Annotated in this window: 19 protein-coding genes; 7 read left to right on the top strand and 12 right to left on the bottom strand. The window is 50.6% G+C overall.

Annotated elements, in window-relative coordinates:
• Positions 1 to 8: 8 nt before the first annotated feature.
• The 5 genes from SYNC_RS12915 to SYNC_RS14455 form a co-directional block, all read right to left on the bottom strand.
• Positions 9 to 908: a phosphate/phosphite/phosphonate ABC transporter substrate-binding protein gene (locus SYNC_RS12915; RefSeq protein WP_011620707.1), complete on the bottom strand. Its 900-nt coding sequence runs from the start codon at positions 906 to 908 to the stop codon at positions 9 to 11.
• Between the two features lie 419 nt (positions 909 to 1,327).
• Positions 1,328 to 2,410, bottom strand: coding sequence for a mechanosensitive ion channel family protein (locus SYNC_RS12910; protein ID WP_237699233.1), 1,083 nt, complete (start codon positions 2,408 to 2,410; stop codon positions 1,328 to 1,330).
• 191 nt (positions 2,411 to 2,601) lie between these two features.
• Entirely contained in the window at positions 2,602 to 3,849 is a 1,248-nt protein-coding gene (locus SYNC_RS13610) for a hypothetical protein (RefSeq protein WP_148201919.1), read from the bottom strand.
• 113 nt (positions 3,850 to 3,962) lie between these two features.
• Entirely contained in the window at positions 3,963 to 4,922 is a 960-nt protein-coding gene (locus SYNC_RS12905; protein WP_041426792.1) for a phosphotransferase family protein, read from the bottom strand.
• A 64-nt stretch (positions 4,923 to 4,986) separates the two neighbouring features.
• The gene (locus tag SYNC_RS14455) at positions 4,987 to 5,280 is read right to left on the bottom strand and encodes a hypothetical protein (RefSeq protein ID WP_148201918.1); all 294 of its coding nucleotides are present in this window, start codon (positions 5,278 to 5,280) and stop codon (positions 4,987 to 4,989) included.
• Between the two features lie 5 nt (positions 5,281 to 5,285).
• Here SYNC_RS14455 and SYNC_RS12900 point away from each other — a divergent pair, with 5 nt between their 5' ends.
• Genes SYNC_RS12900 through SYNC_RS12890 form a run of 3 tightly spaced genes read left to right on the top strand, consistent with a single transcriptional unit; the run spans position 5,286 to position 7,846 of the window.
• Positions 5,286 to 6,260, top strand: a complete 975-nt coding sequence (locus SYNC_RS12900) for an ATP-binding cassette domain-containing protein (RefSeq protein ID WP_041426790.1) — start codon at positions 5,286 to 5,288, stop codon at positions 6,258 to 6,260.
• Positions 6,260 to 7,057 carry an ABC-2 family transporter protein gene (locus tag SYNC_RS12895; protein ID WP_011620702.1) on the top strand — a complete coding sequence of 266 codons (798 nt, stop codon included), beginning with the start codon at positions 6,260 to 6,262 and terminating at the stop codon, positions 7,055 to 7,057. Before SYNC_RS12900 ends, SYNC_RS12895 begins: the two co-directional genes overlap by 1 nt.
• Complete coding sequence (locus SYNC_RS12890; RefSeq protein WP_011620701.1) at positions 7,058 to 7,846, top strand: ABC transporter permease; 789 nt, start codon at positions 7,058 to 7,060, stop codon at positions 7,844 to 7,846. It begins immediately after the preceding gene.
• On the opposite strand, the gene SYNC_RS12885 is transcribed toward SYNC_RS12890, so the two are convergent.
• Positions 7,763 to 9,133, bottom strand: coding sequence for a mechanosensitive ion channel family protein (locus SYNC_RS12885; protein WP_011620700.1), 1,371 nt, complete (start codon positions 9,131 to 9,133; stop codon positions 7,763 to 7,765). The genes SYNC_RS12890 and SYNC_RS12885 overlap by 84 nt on opposite strands.
• On the bottom strand, positions 9,130 to 10,332 hold the full coding sequence (locus tag SYNC_RS12880; protein ID WP_071813720.1) for an ABC transporter substrate-binding protein: 1,203 nt from the start codon (positions 10,330 to 10,332) through the stop codon (positions 9,130 to 9,132). The genes SYNC_RS12885 and SYNC_RS12880 overlap by 4 nt, the downstream gene beginning before the upstream one ends.
• Positions 10,333 to 10,513: 181 nt before the next feature.
• Here SYNC_RS12880 and SYNC_RS12875 point away from each other — a divergent pair, with 181 nt between their 5' ends.
• Positions 10,514 to 11,122, top strand: a complete 609-nt coding sequence (locus SYNC_RS12875; RefSeq protein ID WP_011620697.1) for a TVP38/TMEM64 family protein — start codon at positions 10,514 to 10,516, stop codon at positions 11,120 to 11,122.
• A gap of 173 nt (positions 11,123 to 11,295) precedes the next feature.
• On the opposite strand, the gene SYNC_RS14855 is transcribed toward SYNC_RS12875, so the two are convergent.
• Genes SYNC_RS14855 through SYNC_RS12860 form a run of 4 tightly spaced genes read right to left on the bottom strand, consistent with a single transcriptional unit; the run spans position 11,296 to position 15,105 of the window.
• Complete coding sequence (locus SYNC_RS14855) at positions 11,296 to 11,454, bottom strand: hypothetical protein (protein WP_011620696.1); 159 nt, start codon at positions 11,452 to 11,454, stop codon at positions 11,296 to 11,298.
• Entirely contained in the window at positions 11,451 to 12,566 is a 1,116-nt protein-coding gene (locus tag SYNC_RS12870; protein ID WP_011620695.1) for a TIGR00341 family protein, read from the bottom strand. Before SYNC_RS12870 ends, SYNC_RS14855 begins: the two co-directional genes overlap by 4 nt.
• Positions 12,567 to 12,581: 15 nt before the next feature.
• Positions 12,582 to 14,675, bottom strand: coding sequence for an NAD-dependent DNA ligase LigA (gene ligA / locus SYNC_RS12865; RefSeq protein ID WP_011620694.1), 2,094 nt, complete (start codon positions 14,673 to 14,675; stop codon positions 12,582 to 12,584).
• 10 nt (positions 14,676 to 14,685) lie between these two features.
• Positions 14,686 to 15,105 (bottom strand): hypothetical protein, encoded by a 420-nt coding sequence (locus tag SYNC_RS12860; RefSeq protein WP_011620693.1) that lies wholly within the window; start codon positions 15,103 to 15,105, stop codon positions 14,686 to 14,688.
• Between the two features lie 98 nt (positions 15,106 to 15,203).
• Between SYNC_RS12860 and SYNC_RS12855 the strand changes: the two genes are divergently transcribed.
• From SYNC_RS12855 to SYNC_RS12845, 3 genes are all read left to right on the top strand, one after another.
• Entirely contained in the window at positions 15,204 to 15,752 is a 549-nt protein-coding gene (locus SYNC_RS12855) for a SprT family zinc-dependent metalloprotease (RefSeq protein ID WP_193328833.1), read from the top strand.
• Between the two features lie 106 nt (positions 15,753 to 15,858).
• Positions 15,859 to 16,377, top strand: coding sequence for a hypothetical protein (locus tag SYNC_RS12850; RefSeq protein WP_011620692.1), 519 nt, complete (start codon positions 15,859 to 15,861; stop codon positions 16,375 to 16,377).
• A gap of 58 nt (positions 16,378 to 16,435) precedes the next feature.
• Positions 16,436 to 16,957 (top strand): DUF1269 domain-containing protein, encoded by a 522-nt coding sequence (locus SYNC_RS12845; RefSeq protein ID WP_011620691.1) that lies wholly within the window; start codon positions 16,436 to 16,438, stop codon positions 16,955 to 16,957.
• Here the strand turns inward: SYNC_RS12845 and SYNC_RS12840 are convergent, their stop codons facing one another.
• Positions 16,958 to 17,392: a hypothetical protein gene (locus SYNC_RS12840; RefSeq protein WP_011620690.1), complete on the bottom strand. Its 435-nt coding sequence runs from the start codon at positions 17,390 to 17,392 to the stop codon at positions 16,958 to 16,960.
• Positions 17,393 to 17,413: the final 21 nt, after the last annotated feature.

Genomic DNA, 17,413 nt, shown 5'->3' with positions numbered 1-17,413 from the left:
GTTCAAGTTCACTGCACGTATTTTTCAAGTCTAAGATTTTTAAGTGGGGCGTAATCTTGATTGTAGTTAGCCTTGATAGGGATTTTTATCTGAACTTGCCTAAATAGATCTTTTGAATTGGAATCTTTTGCAATCATGATCCACGCATTTTGAACATTTTTAATCTCTTCAGGTGGTAGTTCTTTCAGTGCTGAAAAGGGATGAGCCGGGTACCCAGGGGTCTCAACCAAGATAGATAGATTGGAGCGAAGCTCGTCGCTTTCGCGGTTGAATGTGTTGTTGACCCCGCCTCCAATAAGCTCTGAATCTCGAGCGACCCCGCGATAAACATTTTGATGCGTTTTGACGTATTTTGGATTGAACTTGATATTCTTTTTGTCAAGGTATGCTCGTGTCAGTAGTGATGCGCCAAATGCATTGGGTGCCGGAAGCAACAATGTGCGTCCATTGATTTGTTGTACGGAATTAATATTGCTCCCTTTGTTGGTCACAATGATCCCTGTGAGCAAACGTTGCTTGTCCCTAATGATAGGTTGATAGATATCGCTTACCATCACCTGATGGTATGGGTTCATAAAGGCATAATCGTAAGCCCCCGATTTGAGCCCTACTTCAAATGATGGAATTGATTTTTGTTGATCGAGCTTGAAGCATATATTTGTGCGTTTCCCTATTTCTGTAAGAAGAGGCCAGTAATCAGAATGAATTCTTGAGGCGGAGAATTGAGGGACAATGGAAACTGTTCGGAGTTTTGCCTCTGCGGAATGCTCACCCGCGCAATCTTTCACCGTGTTTTTCGTAAGCCTTGATTCGTTACTGGATTCAATACTTTTTGATTGATTGTTGTTGCATCCAGCGATTACTCCAGTAAATGCTATGAGTAGGAGCTTTATCGTCAGAATAGACATTTTGATTGCGTTGAATGTTAGGGTTTGGATAAGCTTGCGTTCGTGAAAATTGTTCCTATCGTTGATTTTTCGTGGTAATCATGTAGCCGTAGACATTAATAGTGTAGGTTGTTGTTTTGGTATGGTTTCTTGAGCTTGCAGTTCGTAATCTCTTTTAAGTTGATTTTAGGCTTCTAATCTCATTGTGTATGCCTTGTCTGGCGTGTTGACTCAGAAAGATCTATTATGTTGGTGAAAGGCAGTCTGGTTGCAGGAATTCTGCGAATTTTTGTGTTTTTTCAGATTCAATTCAGTGATGCCTTTGGGTAGGAGGTGAGCTGCAGGTGCTGCTGTCGATCCAGGGACCAGCAGAAGTGGTGGCGAAATGGAACGCAAAGCTTGCGGATATTGAAATGCTAGCTGCGCTAGCCCGAAAACGATTAGGAGTGATCGTGGTGGTTTTGCTGGGATTGCAGGCTTGATTGCTTGTTGGGTGGCCACTCCATCGGATAAACCTGGCGTTGTGGGAATGGGATACCAATCCCGTGTTTGTTGAATGCAGTCCAGATCTCCTGACGCAAGTCACTGCTCACGGTGAGAGCCTCCAAGGGATTGCGGACCGAGTACTTGAGTTTGTAGTTGATCGACGACTCTGCAAAGTCGATCGCGAAAGCCTGGGGTGCGGGATGTTGTAGGACCCTTGGATGCTGGCAGGCGACCTTCTCGAGAAGTGTTATCACCTGCTGCGGTTCATGGTGATAGGCAGCACCGACAACCACTTCATCTCGTCTGTAGTTTTCGCCAGCTGTGAATGATTCAGCATCTTGGGTGAAAAAGGTTTGATTGGGAATGAGCAGTTCAGCATCATCCCGTTGACGGGATAGAAGTGTGGCTCGCAGACCTAATTTGTTGACTCGGCAAGGCTCGCCTTTGATCATCAGAATCTCTCCAGGTCGGATTGATCCTTCAAACAAAAGCCAAATTCCGCTGATGAAATTCGCAAAGATTTCTTTGATGCCAAAACCAAGACCAACGGACAAACCTGCTGAAATGGTCAGTAACGCTGTTGCGTTAAAACCAGCCTGAAGGGCTACAGCCAGGAGGCCAAAACTGATGATTAAATAACGAACGATGATTTCAATCGCATGACGACTTTGATTGCTGATTTTCAGGCCTTCTTTTGAGATCCATGAGATGAGGAATGCGATCGGGGCGCTGGCAATCAGAATTAGATAGAGGCCGATTACGGAGTAAAAAAGTTTGCCTAGCGCCAGTTGGGTATTCAGCAATGTGCCCACATTAATCAGACCAATGGATGAGAGACTGCTGAGTCGCTCGATGCAGTAAAGCAGTGCAAAAACAAGGATGGCAGGACGCACTAGGCGCCTGAGCCAGAGCGCTCTTCGATCCTTCGGGTTGCGTTGGATCAGTTTCTGTTCGATCCATAAAAGAATGTTCCATGCTGCCCAGATCAATCCAAAGCGGATCGCGATTCCTGTGGGAATGGAGGCTACCCAAAGCACAATGCTGATGCCAAGTAGCGCAAGAGGACTTACGGTCTGAGATGTTAAGAGTGAAACATTTTTTGTTCCCAGCTTTTTGCGAATGAATGCATCAGTGATTAGTGTGCAGGCAATCAAGATCAACTGCCAACTAACTGCTGCTCGACCAATGTATCCAGTCCAGGATGAAACCTCGAAGAGAAGATTGTTCATTACTTTCCTTTTTTTCTCAAGTTGGTTAAGGCCTGCACTGCGCCGTCAACGCTGATATTTCCACTGGTGAGTTCGGTTAATATTTGATCGATTGCTAGGTAGTTCTTGGATGTTGCTAAGTATTGAATGATCATGGGCCACTCCTTGAGATAGCTTCGTGATTGTGTGTGCCAAGAATGGTTGTAGGCTTTGAGAGTTTGTGAGCTTCGATTCGGAATATCAACAGCCTGGTTCGTAGGAAGGAATCCTTCAGTGCGCAGCATCACTTGCCTTTGTCCTACAACATTGGTGTTTGTTTTCACATAACTCAGTGCGAGCGCCCTTTGTGTGGGGCTTGAATCAGTGCCTAGTCCAAAACCAAAGACTAATGGCCATGCAAAAGCTTTTGTTTCAACTCCATCTGGAAGGGTGGCAATGCTGAGCTGTTCTCCCATTTTCTCTTTTATGGCAGAGGCTTGGAAAGAATCGCAGGTGATCCAGTCAAGATTATTGGCGGCCAATTCATTGATAAGTTCAGATTGCTGGCTGTAAAAGGAAATGTTTTGGTAGTAAGCCGCTTGGCGTAGCCATGTGATCCATTCTTTGATTTTTGGCTTTGGTTTATTCTGATTTTTCTTGTTTACCAGTGAGCTGATTTCTGTGATTGCACCGGTCGATCCAGCCGTCCAGAAGATCTGAGAGGGATTCGTTGCTAAGCCAATGCGAACTCCGCTTGCACCAAGCTTCACCAGTTCTTGGATCGTTTTTGGTGACTGTTTTACGGTCTTGTTGTTGTAACAGGAAACTTGAGGGAAGATTATAGCGGGAGCTAAGAGAAGTTTGTTGTCGACAATGGACATGTTTTTGATGACATCGTCGTACTGTTGCGTCCACTGAGAGTTGTTGGGAAAGGTACTCAACAGCGAGTCTTGATTAAAATATCGTAGATGTGAATTTGTGCTTATGATTAAGTCTGGGCCAAGGTTTAGCTTGCTGTCTTCCTTGATCTGACGTATCATTGTATTGGATTTGTAGGCAACAGTGACAACACGCGTGTTGGGATTTGTTTTGAGGAATAGCTGATTAAAAAGGCTTATCAGCTTTTCTCTTTGTTCTATTGAGGACTGTGTGAATTCGTTGTCTGGAATTGGATAGGCGATATAGAGGGTATGAGCTGGCTTGTTAGCTGATGAGCAACCGGAGAGCAACATCGTCAGCAACGTTGTTGCGGTTGTGATGGTGTTGATTAATCCAGCTCTTGTTGGCATGCCAGGGATTTTGTGTAGCATTGGCTAATCGTATTTGATGATGCTTGTCGTTGTAGACGGGAGTTTAGTTTGTCGCATGAGTGTGCAGTTCTGTTGCATGGCGATTTTGCTTTTTACTGGTCAGGAAATGCTATTTCCAAGTTGGTGATGTTTTCGATAGTGGTTGCGAGGCTTTTGATCATGGTGGGAGAGGAAGCAATGATATCTTTTTTACCTGAGAGGCAATGAAGAAGAAATCTCGTGCATTCCGAGACCCTGCAAGCACTAACTGCATTCTCATTAATTGATCTTGTTGATTGATACGCATCTTGATACTGCTCGTTGCATTGTGAGGCTATGTCCAACGTATACCCATCCCCAATATTGGGTCCAATGTCCATGATGAGTGTGATTGTATGCCCGACATCAAATGCTGGATCACCTATAAAGAAATTCCAGTCAATGATGCCTGTAACATGCTCTGAAGCGTACATAATGTTTTTGGGATGATAGTCGCCGTGATTGATGGATGCATGGGCTGAATTGATTGGTAAGTTATTTTGTAGCCAATTGAATATATTGCTTAGCCAGGGATGATCTCTGTGCGCTGTGTCTAGAATAATTGGAATAGATAGAGTGGCCATGAAATGCTTTTCATTCAGCCCTTGTTTTTTTAATTCGCTGATGATTTGTGTCGTTGACAGATTGTGCATCTCTGCATGAGATTCCCCCAGGGTTTTGAGCTGTATGTCTTTTGGCTGTTCTGCTAGAAGTGGGTCTGGGAAGAATTCCATAATTATAAAAACCCCTCCTAGGACTAATTTGTCTTCGCCGACCCAGTACACCTTTGGTGCTTTGATGTTTGCGTGAATGAGAACTCGGCTATGAATTCGGAATCGTTTCACCTCCTCCGCGCTTCTGTCTTTTCCAAGGAGGCGGAGGACCATCGTGTCCATCCCTCTAAGTTTAAATCTATAAGTAGCCGCATCTATTCCGCCTAGTAAGGGTGTGGGTTCCTGCTCATAGATCATGGTCCTCCCAGTTTGCTCATGAATAAACTTGAGAAGCTCTTTGTTGATTGGTTGGCTTGTCATCTTGGTTGACTAGGACTTCGGTTCTCTGAATTTTAGGATTCTAAATTATCTTGTACTTATGGGGTCAACCTTGGGGCAATTCATTGGTCTTGTCTGCGCTATTTGGATACAGTTTATGGCATTGATTTGTTTGTTTTGACATATGGATGGGCTGCCAATGGTTGTTTAATGCTTTAGGCCTTGTTCTCTCGGATTGTTCTGTATCAGCCTCTTTTTGCCACCATGGAACGATGTTTGTAATGCCTGAGCTTAGTCGTGCAGATTCCATCTTGACTGGAATCAATTTCAGATTTTGCGGATATAGGTTTGAACCTTCTACTCTTCTCATAGAGTCTGGTGTGATGGCTGAACCCTTCATCTTCACTGATCACGGTTGAACAGCTGAGCAAGATCTATCGGGTTGCTGATAAGCAGCCTGGCCTGTCTGGCACCCTTCAGCATTTTGTGAATCGTCGTTATCGCGATGTGTCCGCGGTACGAGACGTTTCCTTTGCCATTGAACCGGGGGAGATGGTTGGATTTCTTGGTGCCAATGGCGCCGGGAAAACCACCACCTTGAAAATGTTGTGTGGCTTGATCTATCCCAGTGCGGGTCAGGTTGTCGTTGCAGGTCATCAACCGCAAAAGCGTCATCCAGATTTTTTGCGTCGGATCACGTTAGTGATGGGGCAGAAGCAGCAGTTGCTGTGGGATCTGCCACCGATGGATTCCTTGAGGGTGAATGCTGCGGTGTACGGCATTAAAGATCGGGATGCCAATCGCCGTATTTCCGAGCTGTCGGATTTGTTGGAGTTGGGAGAAGAGCTCACGCGTCCTGTTCGCAAGTTGTCGTTGGGCCAGCGCATGAAAGCCGAGCTGCTCGCGGCTTTGCTTCATCAGCCTGAGGTGTTGTTCCTTGATGAGCCCACCCTTGGATTGGATGTGAATGCTCAGGCCAAAGTGCGGGAGTTTTTAGCGGACTACAACCGACGAACCGGTGCGACCGTGTTGCTCACGAGTCATTACATGGCTGATATCACGGCCTTATGTCCGCGTGTGTTGTTGATTCATCAGGGACATTTGTTCCATGATGGCCCGCTTGATCGCTTGGCAAGTCGGCTTGCTCCCGAGCGCCATGTTCGCCTCGAACTTGCTGTACCCGTTGGGGCTGAGGCGTTTGCTGGCCTTGGCCAGCTCGACAGTTGTTGCGACTGCGAGGTGAACTTGCGAGTACAGCCTGGTGAGCTCACTGCCGTGGTGGCACAACTGTTGGAACGCTTTGAAGTGCGTGATCTGGAGGTGAATGATCCCCCGATTGACCAGCTGATCGGTGATCTGTTTCGCCAGGGAAGTTTTTAATGCGGATTTTTGGATTGAATCGCAAGATTGTTCGAGTTTTATTGGGCACGGAATACGCCCATATGTTGGAATATCGAGCCGAAATTGCCCTTTGGGCTCTTTCGGGTGTTCTCCCTTTCATCATGCTCAGCCTTTGGAATGGTAGTGATGCTCGCGGTGTGTTGGGGATGGATGGTGTAGGGCTTGATCGTTATTTTTTGAGTGCCTTTTTGGTGCGTCAGTTTTCTGTTGTTTGGATGGTTTACGCCTTTGAAGAGGATGCTCTTACTGGCAGATTGTCTCCATATCTTCTTCAGCCACTCCACCCGCTCTGGCGTTATGTCGCCAGTCATCTCGGCGAGCAGCTCACGCGTTTGCCTTTTGCTGCGGCCATCACCGCGATTTTCTTTCTGATTCAGCCCAAGGCCTTTTGGTTGCCATCGTTGGGTCACTTTGTGCTGGCTTGGTTGGCCACATGGATGGCCTTCTCGATTGCTTTTCTGTTGCAAAGCCTGATTGCTTCTCTTTGCTTTTGGAGTGAGAAGGCCAGTGCTCTGGAGAGGTTGTTGTTCATTCCCTTCCTTTTTCTGTCTGGGCTGCTTGCTCCTCTCACGGCATTCCCACCCCTCGTTCGTGCGTTGGCTCAGTGGACGCCCTTCCCCTATCTGATTGACTTTCCGGCGCGTGTTTTAGCGGAACAACCTGTTGACTTGTTGGCTGGATTCGCAATCCAGTTGGCCTGGATTGTGCTGCTTTTGCCGCTTGTCCTTCTGCTTTGGCGCGCTGGGGTTCGGCGTTACAGCGCAATGGGGGCCTAAATGGGGCGTTATTTCAAAAGTCTCCGGCGATTTTGGGGAACAGCCGTGGCCTCACAGTTGGAGTATCAATTCAATGTTGTGATTGAGTTGATTGCGGTTGGCTTGAGCTTGCTAGGCAGCCTGTTCATGCTCTCTCTCTTTTTTGGACCAGGCCGTGAGTTGGGTGGGTGGAGTTGGCACGAAGCCTTGATTGTTCAGGGCTTTTATACGGTTCTCGATGGGGTGGCCAGCACCTGGTTACGCCCCAACCTGTCTTCGATCGTGACCCATGTGCGTGAAGGAACGCTTGATTTTGTACTGCTGAAGCCGATTGATAGTCAGTTCTGGTTGTCATTGCGGACCATCTCGCCAGCAGGGTTACCTGAGATTGTTCTTGGCTTTTTATTGGTGATTTGGGGCGGGCATCAGGCTGGTGCTTCTTTGACACCCGGAGGCATTGCGGTGGTGTTGGTGATGCTCTTGGCTGGTGGATTGATCCTGTATTCACTTTGGTTTTTAATTGCCGCGACCAGTATTTGGTTTGTGAAAACCTGGAATGCCACAGAAGTTTTGCGGGCTGTGTTGGCATCTGGTCGCTATCCCGTAGCGGCCTATCCAGCTCCCTTGCGCTTGCTCTTCACTTTGGTAATTCCAGTGGCATTTCTTACGACTGTTCCGGCTGAAGTCGTGCTGGGGCGGGCTAGCGCCCCCATGCTCTGGCTAGGGTTAGGTCTCGCTGTTGGGTTTTTCTTCGCTGCCCGTCAGTTCTGGTTGTATGCCTTGCGGCACTACACCTCCGTCTCCAGCTGAGTGCAGGCTTTGTTGAAGGCTTGGTGGCCATTCCATTGGATACACCTGACGTTGTGGGAACGGAATGGTGATTCCCTCCTTCTCGAATCGCTTCCAGATTGTTCTACGTATATCACTGGCTACATCATATGAATCAAGAGGATTGGCAACCCAGAACGCTACTTTGTAGTTGATCGAAGAATCAGCAAAATCGATCATGAATGCTCTCACGTCTGGATAATCGAGAACCTTTTTGTGAGACTTAGCGATCTCTTCTAATATTTCAATGACAATGTCTGGGTCGTGCTCGTAGGCGGCGCCAACAAGTACACTCTCGCGTCTTGATGTTTCGGTTTGAGTGAAGGATGTTGCTTCTGTTGTGAAGAAAGTTTGATTGGGAATTAACAGCTCGGCTCCATCGCGTCCTCGTCTGAGTTGCGTGGCTCTCAGCCTAAGATTTCGCACTGTGCAAGGGTCACCATTGATCATTAAAATTTCACCCGGCCGCACTGAACCCTCAAACAACAGCCAGATGCCGCTAATGAAGTTTGAGACGATTTCCTTGATGCCGAAGCCGATTCCTACAGAGAGTCCGCCAGCAATGGCGATAAAGGCTGTGCCGTCGATACCGATGTAGTAAGCAACTGCGATGACCCCAACGATGATCACGCTATAGCGGAATAACAGCTCTAGACCTCTTCTATTGCGAGGTCGGACTCCAAACAAAACCCCGCTGAGCCAAGCTAAAAAGGTTGCAGGCCTAGACGCCAGGGTGATTATGACGTAAATCGCGATTACAGCGAGGTAAATTCTGCCAAGAGTAAGCTCTACTCCAAACAGATTGGCGATAGGAGTTTGCGACAGATTTTCCGTACTTCCCATCAACCTGACAAAAGACAGGGAGGCTACGATAACGTAAATGGGTCTTAGGAATGTGCTTTCTAATTCATCAACTGGAAATTTTTTGTTGATGCTTAGAAGTAACGTTTTTAGAGGTGTAAATGACATCCAACCCAGCCAGAGTAGGCCGAAGTAACGCAGTAATCCCCATGGCAAGCCCACCAGGAGAAATAGTGCTGAACTGATTAAGAGGAGTAGAGGGCCGATCAGCACTCGGATGTATTCAGGAACCAGCCTGTGTCTCACGCCCCTTCGAAGTGCACCGCGTTGTTCCGCGACCATCACAACGCCAACCAAAACTAATTGAAGAAGAACAGTGCCCCGGTTGAGATAGACCAACCAGCTCAGTAGCTCGTTAAAAATGGGCCCAGGGCCGATGGTGATGAGGTAGGAGATAGGCAAAGTCATCGCTTGTCTTTGATCTGGGTTTGGAGTTCAGTGGCTGCTTTCTCGGGAGATAATCCATCGAAAATCAACTGGTTAAGTGTTGACTGAATATCTTTTTCTAGTATCGGCCTGGTGTCGATTGCGGAGATAATGGCGTCACCGCGGCTCACACGCTCGTTTTCTTCTTCATTGAACTTTTCAAACTCGGCAGATAATTGTTTTCTGACGATCAGTGCCGCTGCAGGATTGACTGGATAGCCCGTTTTGTATTTGAGAGCAAAGGTTTTCTGAGCCCAGGGCTGCGCTATGAAATTGAGCAATCTCAGACTTTCTGCTCGTTGACGTTTGCTTGAATTTTTACCAAGAGCCCAGACCTGCAAGCGAGTGATTGGTGTGGCTCGTCCAAAGTCTCCACTGGGCAATGGCGCGACTCCGAGATGATCTTTGAGCGCTTCACGCAGTTGAGGTAGTTGGGAGCTCCAACAGCTGATCCAACTCATCTCTCCTTCGATGAGTGCTTTTCGAAGCGCGGCTTGATTTCTCAAAAACACAATATTTTGCTGATAGCTGGATGCCTTGAGCCATCGCATCCATTGGGTGAGTCGTTCATGGGCTGCAACGGTGGCTTTTTTGCCTGCTAACGAGGTGGCTAAGGCCTCTCCGGCACCAAAGCTGCCCAGGCTCCAGTAGAGATCCTGGAGATTGGTGACCATTCCAAAAACTTTTCCCCTGCCACTGGCTGCCGACAATTCCGTCAGCGTTTTTGGCGGCTCTTTCAGCTTGCGTTTGTCAAAGCATGCCAGCTGCAAATATTGAGAGACTGGTTGCCCGGCAAGAGTTCCGTTGGCGGTTTTAACGCGCTCCAGAGCTGAGGGGGATATTAATAATCGCTTTTCTTCCGTCAGTTGGATCGGGATGGTGGTGCCTTCCGCAAGAAGGGTCAAGGCCTGATTGCTATCTGTGATCACAAGATCTGGACCCAGTCCGCTATTGGTTCGAACCTTTAGCTCCTGTTCCAGTGATTCTGCGGCGTAGATCGAGGGATGCAGCTTGATAGCAGGCTGCATTTCTTTTAATTGCTGTTGAAAATCCTTGCTGATCTTCCGTTCCGAATGAAATCGACTGGCGGATTGTTGTTCATTCTCATTGCTGGCCTGAGCCACTTGCAAGACGATTGCATCTTGGCGATCAGTGCTTGCGCAGCTTCCGAGCAAGGACATGCTCAGAAAGGCAGTGATGCGACACCTGTTGCTTTTGATCAGGGCAAAAAGGCTTTGCACAGCATTACCTCTTCGATGGTTGTCCAATCATTAGCTTAAAAGAGGTCATGACTCCGTTTCTCCACTAAATGGTCAGCATGGAAACGTGGCTTCGGATGGGCTTGTACCAATGATTGAGGGGATGTCCTGGTTTGAGCCTTTAACGCTGTGGCTGCGCTCTCCTCTGGGTGGATTGGTGTTCATCCCGCTTTATGCGGTTTGGGTGACACTGCTGCTTCCAGGTGTATGGGCTTCGATGTTGGCTGGAGCTCTTTATGGCACTTGGTGGGGAAGCCTGATTGTGTTTGTGGGGGCCTGTCTCGGCGCGGAGGCAGCGTTCTTGCTCGGCCGATATTGGTTGCGTGATTGGACGAGCCAGCGTTTGACTCACTATCCAAAGCTTCAGGCTGTGGAGCGGGCTGTCAGCCGAGAGGGGCTCAAGCTTGTGCTTTTAACGCGTTTATCTCCAGCATTTCCCTTCTCGTTGCTGAATTTGGTTTATGGCCTTAGTGAGGTGAGTTTGCGTGATTACAGCATTGGACTGATTGGAATTCTGCCCGGCACCGTTTTGTTTTGTGCATTGGGCGCACTGGCAGGTGATGCTGCTCGTTTTGGTGAAGTGCTTGCTGGAGAAGCCTCAGCACAGGCCTGGATTCTGCGTGTGGTGGGCGTCTTAGCCACGGTTGGAGTGGTTTGGTTGGTCGGGCGTGCCGCGCAGCGTGCGTTGACGGTTGAAAAGAGCGAATTTTAATAAAAGCTCTTGAAAATAACGCTTTGATGATCGCTTTTCGATGTTATGGAAATAGATTGCGAGCGGCTTTTGTTTTGAATAAATCCTTTTTTAATCGTTGAAACTGCCGAGTTTGCTACTTCTTCTACGGTTTCAATCTCTTTGGGATTGATTGTGATTGCGTGGTGAGTGGTTCAGTCTGGGTTCGGGACTTGAAGGTCACGTGCAGCAGCAATCACTACAAACCATCCCAGGCGAAGTTTTGCCGCAATGCCGTTGCGAGAGGCCAAATCAACATACTTAGCCCGACCACATTCTGTTTTGATCCAACGGAAGGCTTGGGGGGGGCTCATGATTGTTTGCCTTCAGTGAAGTTGTATTTGAAGATTTGGTTGGGAATTACGCTGATATTAACGCTGATTTCGTTGATCCCGTAATCCTTTCTTGCTTTCGTGATGATCCGTTGATGGAGCTCATCAATGACCTTTTGCGTGATGAGCCCTTCTTGGGCATTAAGGACAAGCTCAATGGTGGCATTGTTCTGAGAAACACGAACATTGCTGTAGAGCAATTTTACTTTTTTCCAGAGATATGGATTCTTTTCGGTCATCTTGAATTGCTTGACGCGTCCCGCTTTAAAGGTGGCAAATTTGGCGTCAATGTTTTGGCGAATACTGAAGTCTTGGAGTGACGATGCCAAGGGGATGCACAGCAGGCCTAGTAGCCCTAGCCAAACAAGTAGGTTGCGCCAGCTGCGACGAATCGAGCCATAGCGCTGCAGCAAAAACACCATCAAGCTGGCAACTGTGATGCCAATTAAGTTGGCTAGGAAGAGTAAAAATGATCCTTCGGAGATCTGATTGCTGAGTCCAGCAACGCTGCCCCGGCCGAACACAGCAATAACTTCCGAGCCCATGCTGAGCCCGATTCCGCAGACGCATAGCGGCGGCACAAGGGCCACCGCTATGGCCACCCCTGCGATCGAATTGGACAATCGATCCCTGGTCAATGTGAACGATCCGGCGATGGCTGCGGCAACTGCAATGCCGAGGTCGATCAGGTTGGGTGCGGTTCGGCTGTAAATCTCTCGATTCACCTCACTGGCATCGAGGATCCAGCCAAACAGCGTTGCCGTGCCAATCACCGTGAGGACGCCAATAATCACCGTGATGGCAGAGCGTTTCACCAATCTGTTGTCAGAAATGGCGAGGCCAAAGGCCAAGCTAAGGATTGGATCCATCAACGGGGCAACGATCATGGCGCCGATCACTACTGCGGTGCTGTTGGAGATCAATCCGAGCGTTGCAATGACTGCGGAACAGATCAGCAGCAAAAAAAAGCCCAGTGTCGGCCGCGAAGAGGCAATGCGACTTTTGTAGAGGTCGTTTCGGGGGACTTGGGTCTCAAGGTTTAGCTGCCACTCACCAGAAAGGCTCCCAAGCAGATTCTGAAGAGGGATTGGCATGCCTGGCTGAGATTTTTAGGTTGATCCTCTCAGCATGTTCTGCAGAGCCTCCTCATCAAGAATGCTGACCCCCAGTTCCTGGGCTTTTGTGAGTTTGCTTCCGGCCTCTTCGCCTGCCACGAGATAGCTGGTTTTTTTACTGACGGAACCCGACACTTTGCCGCCGCAGGCCTCGATTTGTTCTTTGGCTTGAGAGCGGGTGAGAGTGGGCAAGGTACCGGTCAGCACAAAGGTGGAACCGGTGAGGTGATGGTTTGCTGCCGCTGTAGTTGCTCGCGATTGTTCTTCCTCATTGAGGGACAGGCTGAATCCAAGGCTGCGCAACTCATCGAGTAGCCGCTGATTGGCCGGGCTGGAAAACCACTGCTGCAAGCTTTGAGCAATTTCTTTGCCGACACCAAAAATGGCAGTGATGCTCTCTGGTGCGTGACAAGCCGCTTGATTCAGGCTGTCTGCATTGGGAAAAGCAGTGGTAATCGCCTTGGCGTTCACGTCTCCGACGTGATGGATGCCGAGGCCGTACAGCTGTTTGGCCCATCCTTGAGAGCGGGAGGCGTTCAAGGCTTGAATTAAATTCTCGGCGCTTTTCGAGCCCATGCGCTCGAGGCTGCCGAGCAGGGCCATATCGAGGCGATATAGGTCTGCAATCGATTGAACGAGGCCTCGATCCACCAGTTGTTCAATCAGCTTGCTACCCAGGCCATCAATATCCATGGCCCCTTTGCTAACCCAGTGGCGTAGGGCACCACGCAGGATCGCCGGGCAGCTGCTGTTGATGCAGCGCGTGGCCGATTCGTTGCTTTCGCGCACCAAGGTGGATCCGCAGGCTGGACAGGTCTTGGTGATCTCTAGGGGTTGAGCCAGTGCAGGTCGTAGCTCTGGCAACACCCGCACCACTTCCGGGATGATTTCTCCGGCCTTGCGCACCACAATGGTGTCGCCGTCGTGGAGATCGAGCTCCACCAGCCTGTCGGCGTTGTGAAGGCTGGCCCGGCTGACGCTCGTGCCGGCTAAACCCACAGGTTCAAATTCGGCCACCGGGGTGATCACTCCCGTGCGTCCCACCTGGTAGCTGATCCTTAGGATCTTGCTTGGAGCTTCCTCCGCTGGGTACTTGAGCGCAATCGCCCAACGTGGTGCTTTTTGGGTGAATCCTGCGGCATCCTGCAGCCGTAAATCATTGAGCTTTACCACTACTCCATCGGTGGCGTAATCGAGCTGCCGTCGCTCTGTATCCCAGGTGTCGAAGAACTGCTCCACGGCTTGAAGATCTGGCAACAAACCTGCATTTGGATTCACCTTGAATCCCGCATCTCCCAGCCATTGCAGGGCATCCCATTGCGTGAGCGGTCGGCGCTCTTGCCACTCGTCCGGGAGGTGAAGCGTGTAGGCGAAAAAGTCCAGCCGTCTTGCAGCAACAACGCTTGGATCGAGTTGGCGCAACGTTCCCGCGCAGGCATTGCGGGGATTGGCAAAGAGAGATTCGTCGCGGCTTAGGCGTTCGTTGTTGATCGCATGAAAGGTGGCATCGGGGATGAAGGCCTCCCCGCGCACTTCCACCCAGGCTGGTACCGGTTCGAGGTGCAAACGCAAGGGAATGGAGCTGATGGTGCGCACGTTGGCGGTGATCTCTTCTCCCTGTTCACCGTCCCCGCGGGTTGCCGCCCGAACGAGTACGCCGTTTTCATAGCTCAGGGCGAGGGCGTTGCCATCGATTTTGAGCTCTCCCACCATGGGCAGGGTCGGCGGTGGAGATCCTGCTGCGGGTGTGCGATCAAGCGCCTTGAGCAACCGGCTATACCAGCCATGGAGCTCGTCACGGTTAAACGCATTGTCGAGGCTGAACAGGGAAATCCTGTGGCTCACGCTCCTGAATCCATCAGCCAGGCGTCCACCCACGCGCTGGGTGGGACTGTCTGCGCTGACCAATGTTGAATCTTGGTGCTCTAAATCCTGCAGCTCCCGATAGAGCTGGTCATAGACCGGATCTTCCATATCCGGAGCGTCGAGCACGTAATAAGCGTGAGCAGCCCGATTGAGCAGGCGCCGCAATTCCTCCGCTCGCTCTTGAGAGCTGCTGGACGATCTCGGCGGCTGCGAGTTGCTCAACGCCTCGTACTCAGCTGTTCACGGCGACGATTCGCTCGATCTTCCAAGAATCATCCATTTTGATGAATGTGAAATCCAAAGGCATCTCTTCTTTGTCTTCAGCGATCAATTTCACAGTCAGGATGATGTTGCCTTCCTGCAGCCTCGGGCGACCAGATTTGAGATTGCGGAAGCGATTCAGCTTCAAACCCGCCAAGTAACGAATGAACTGCTGACGGTTCACATGCTGGCGATAGTTCTTGGTGGTCAGCAAATAAGCGGCATCGATCCTGCCCGCTGCCACTTGCGTGAAGAACTGCTTGATCAAAGGGTTGATGCCACGGGCGCTCAGCACGAGCTTCACTGCCGTGATTGTCCAGTAGAGGAGAAGCGCTCCACCCCCTGCTAATAAAGCCTTGCTACCGATTTCGCGAACCAAGCCCAGTTCCATCGGGTGCATCCGAATGAGTGCAGATTCTGACTGACTGGATGCAGGAACGAGGCAGACTGGGCCGGCTTTCGTCCTGTTTGGCTTTTTTCGCAGTCCCCATGCCCCTCGAGCCACTGCTGCCGCTGTTTCACAGGCTCAATCGAGAACACTTTGAAGGCTGTCTGGTAAGGGGCACTGTCCCGCTGGTTGCTTTGCGCTGGAGTGATGGACGGATGCGAAAGACGGCCGGCTTTTATCGCCGCGGCCCGGCGGTGGCTCCGCCCCTTGGCCGGGAGATTGTGCTCTCAAAACCCTTGCTCGATCCTTTGCCTCGCTGCGCGACTGAGAGCACCCTTTGTCATGAAATGATCCACGCCTGGGTGGATCTTGTGTTGGGTCAACGGGAGAGTCATGGCCCTTGCTTTCGGGCCCAGATGGAGGCGATTAATGCCTCACAAACACGGTTCAAGGTGAGCATTCGTCATCAATTTCCGGTTCAGCAGAGTTCCCCCCGCTGGATTGCTATCTGCCCCACGTGTGGACAGCGGACCCCGTATCGGCGCCGGGTCAGGCAAGCGGCTTGCAGGTTGTGCTGTGATCGGCATCATGACGGTCACTGGCATGTGAGTTGTCTACTCAGCTATGTACCTGCCCCCGCTCAGGATTGAGATGGATTTGTTTCTTTGGGTCCTAGAAGCTGGTGGGGTGTCGATCGCGTTAATCGGTTGGCAAAGGGAGCGTTGGCTGCAGCAGCGTCGTCGTTAAGGTCAAGAGATGGATGGACGTTTTCAACCGCGGCAGCGCAGTCAGGGGCAGCGCAGTCAGGACGTTGGTGATCGGCGATTTGATCAGTGGATTGAAACCGGTCGCCAACTTGTGGATGGTGTTGCTGGCACGCGACCTGGTCGACGCTCTTCCGGAGGTGCGCGTCCTTCAATGGATCTCGAATCAGTGGGCCGCTGGGTTGGTGACAAGATCGATTGGCTGATGGACGAAGAAGAGGACTGGAGGGATCCTGTGAAACCGCCTCTGCGGGCTGAATCGATTGCGATATCAAGTCGTAAGCGCCCTCTCGATGCGATCTCACGCCGGCAGTTAGTTGCGCCGGTGCCTGAGCCCGAGTCCACCTATGGGGGGGGTGACAACAGCTGGCCTGATGACGAAAGTTTCCGTGTGGAGCGTTGGACCCGTTCTGCAAGCCCTCCATCAACAGCAGCAGCGTCCCAGCCTGCGTCCCGTGGCCCTGGCCCATCCAGGCGCCCATTGCCTCGCTCCAGTAGACGACGGGAATGATCAGGAGGCTGATCGCTGGAACGATTGATCTCTAACCTTCTAAAAACAGTTTGTTTGTATGAGCAATTTGGTGGTTGTGGGCTTTCCAAAAGCCCAAGAAGCTGAGGAGGTCCGTCGCGAGTTGGTCACAATTCAGCAAGAGCATTTGATTGCGCTTGAGGACGCGGTGGTGCTGGAGCACGGCGAAGACGGTCATGTTCACCTGCGTCAGGCAATCAATATGACGGCGGCTGGAGCGATGGGAGGCAGCTTCTGGGGGTTGTTGATCGGTTTGGTCTTTGCCAACCCTTTGCTGGGTCTCGCAGTTGGCGCTGGTGCAGGGGCTGCCTCTGGATCGCTTAATGACATGGGCATTAACGACAACTTTTTGAAAGAACTCGCGGAAACCCTTCCTGAGGGCAGTGCTGCTTTGGCGTTGTTAGTGAGGGAGGCCACGCCCGATCGTGTCATCGAGCGCTTGCGTCGCCATGCACCTCATGCCCGGTTGATCCATACCAACCTCAGCCATACCGATGAAGACCTACTGAAGGAGCAACTCGATAAGGCACGGCGGCAGGCTGAAGCACTCAGGTTGGGTTGATTAGAGGCTGGAGCTCTCTTCGAGGCGTTGGACCTGAAAGCGACAGCCTCGATTGCTGAGCTCAAGGTTCACCTCTTCGATCAGATCTAATGGCAGATCTTCGGCCATTTGCTCCAGGCTCGTGGAGACCGAGGCCGATCCTTCTTCCATGGCTTCGAGCAATGTCACCCACTGCGCAATCTGTTCGCTGCGATTGATGGGGTGATGGCCATGGGGGGAGATGATGGTGGAGCAGATGTCAGCGTTCCAGCGGTTGGAGGGGCTGTGATGATGGTTGTTGTGGCGCTGGGCAGCTCCGGCTGTGATTGCAGTTTCTGTTGGATGTCCGTTGCGGTCGCGCCATCCTTGGTGATCGAGAGCGTGGCCGCAATGTTTGGCTGAAAGCCCAAATCTGTGTCCGAGGTTGGACAGGGTTAGCCACTGGGAACTTGTCATAAAACCATCGCAACTAGCGAA

This window comes from Synechococcus sp. CC9311 (assembly GCF_000014585.1).
Taxonomy (GTDB): domain Bacteria; phylum Cyanobacteriota; class Cyanobacteriia; order PCC-6307; family Cyanobiaceae; genus Synechococcus_C.
The sequence above is the reverse complement of the archived record's forward strand: the minus strand, read 5'-3'. Positions and strand labels throughout refer to the sequence as shown.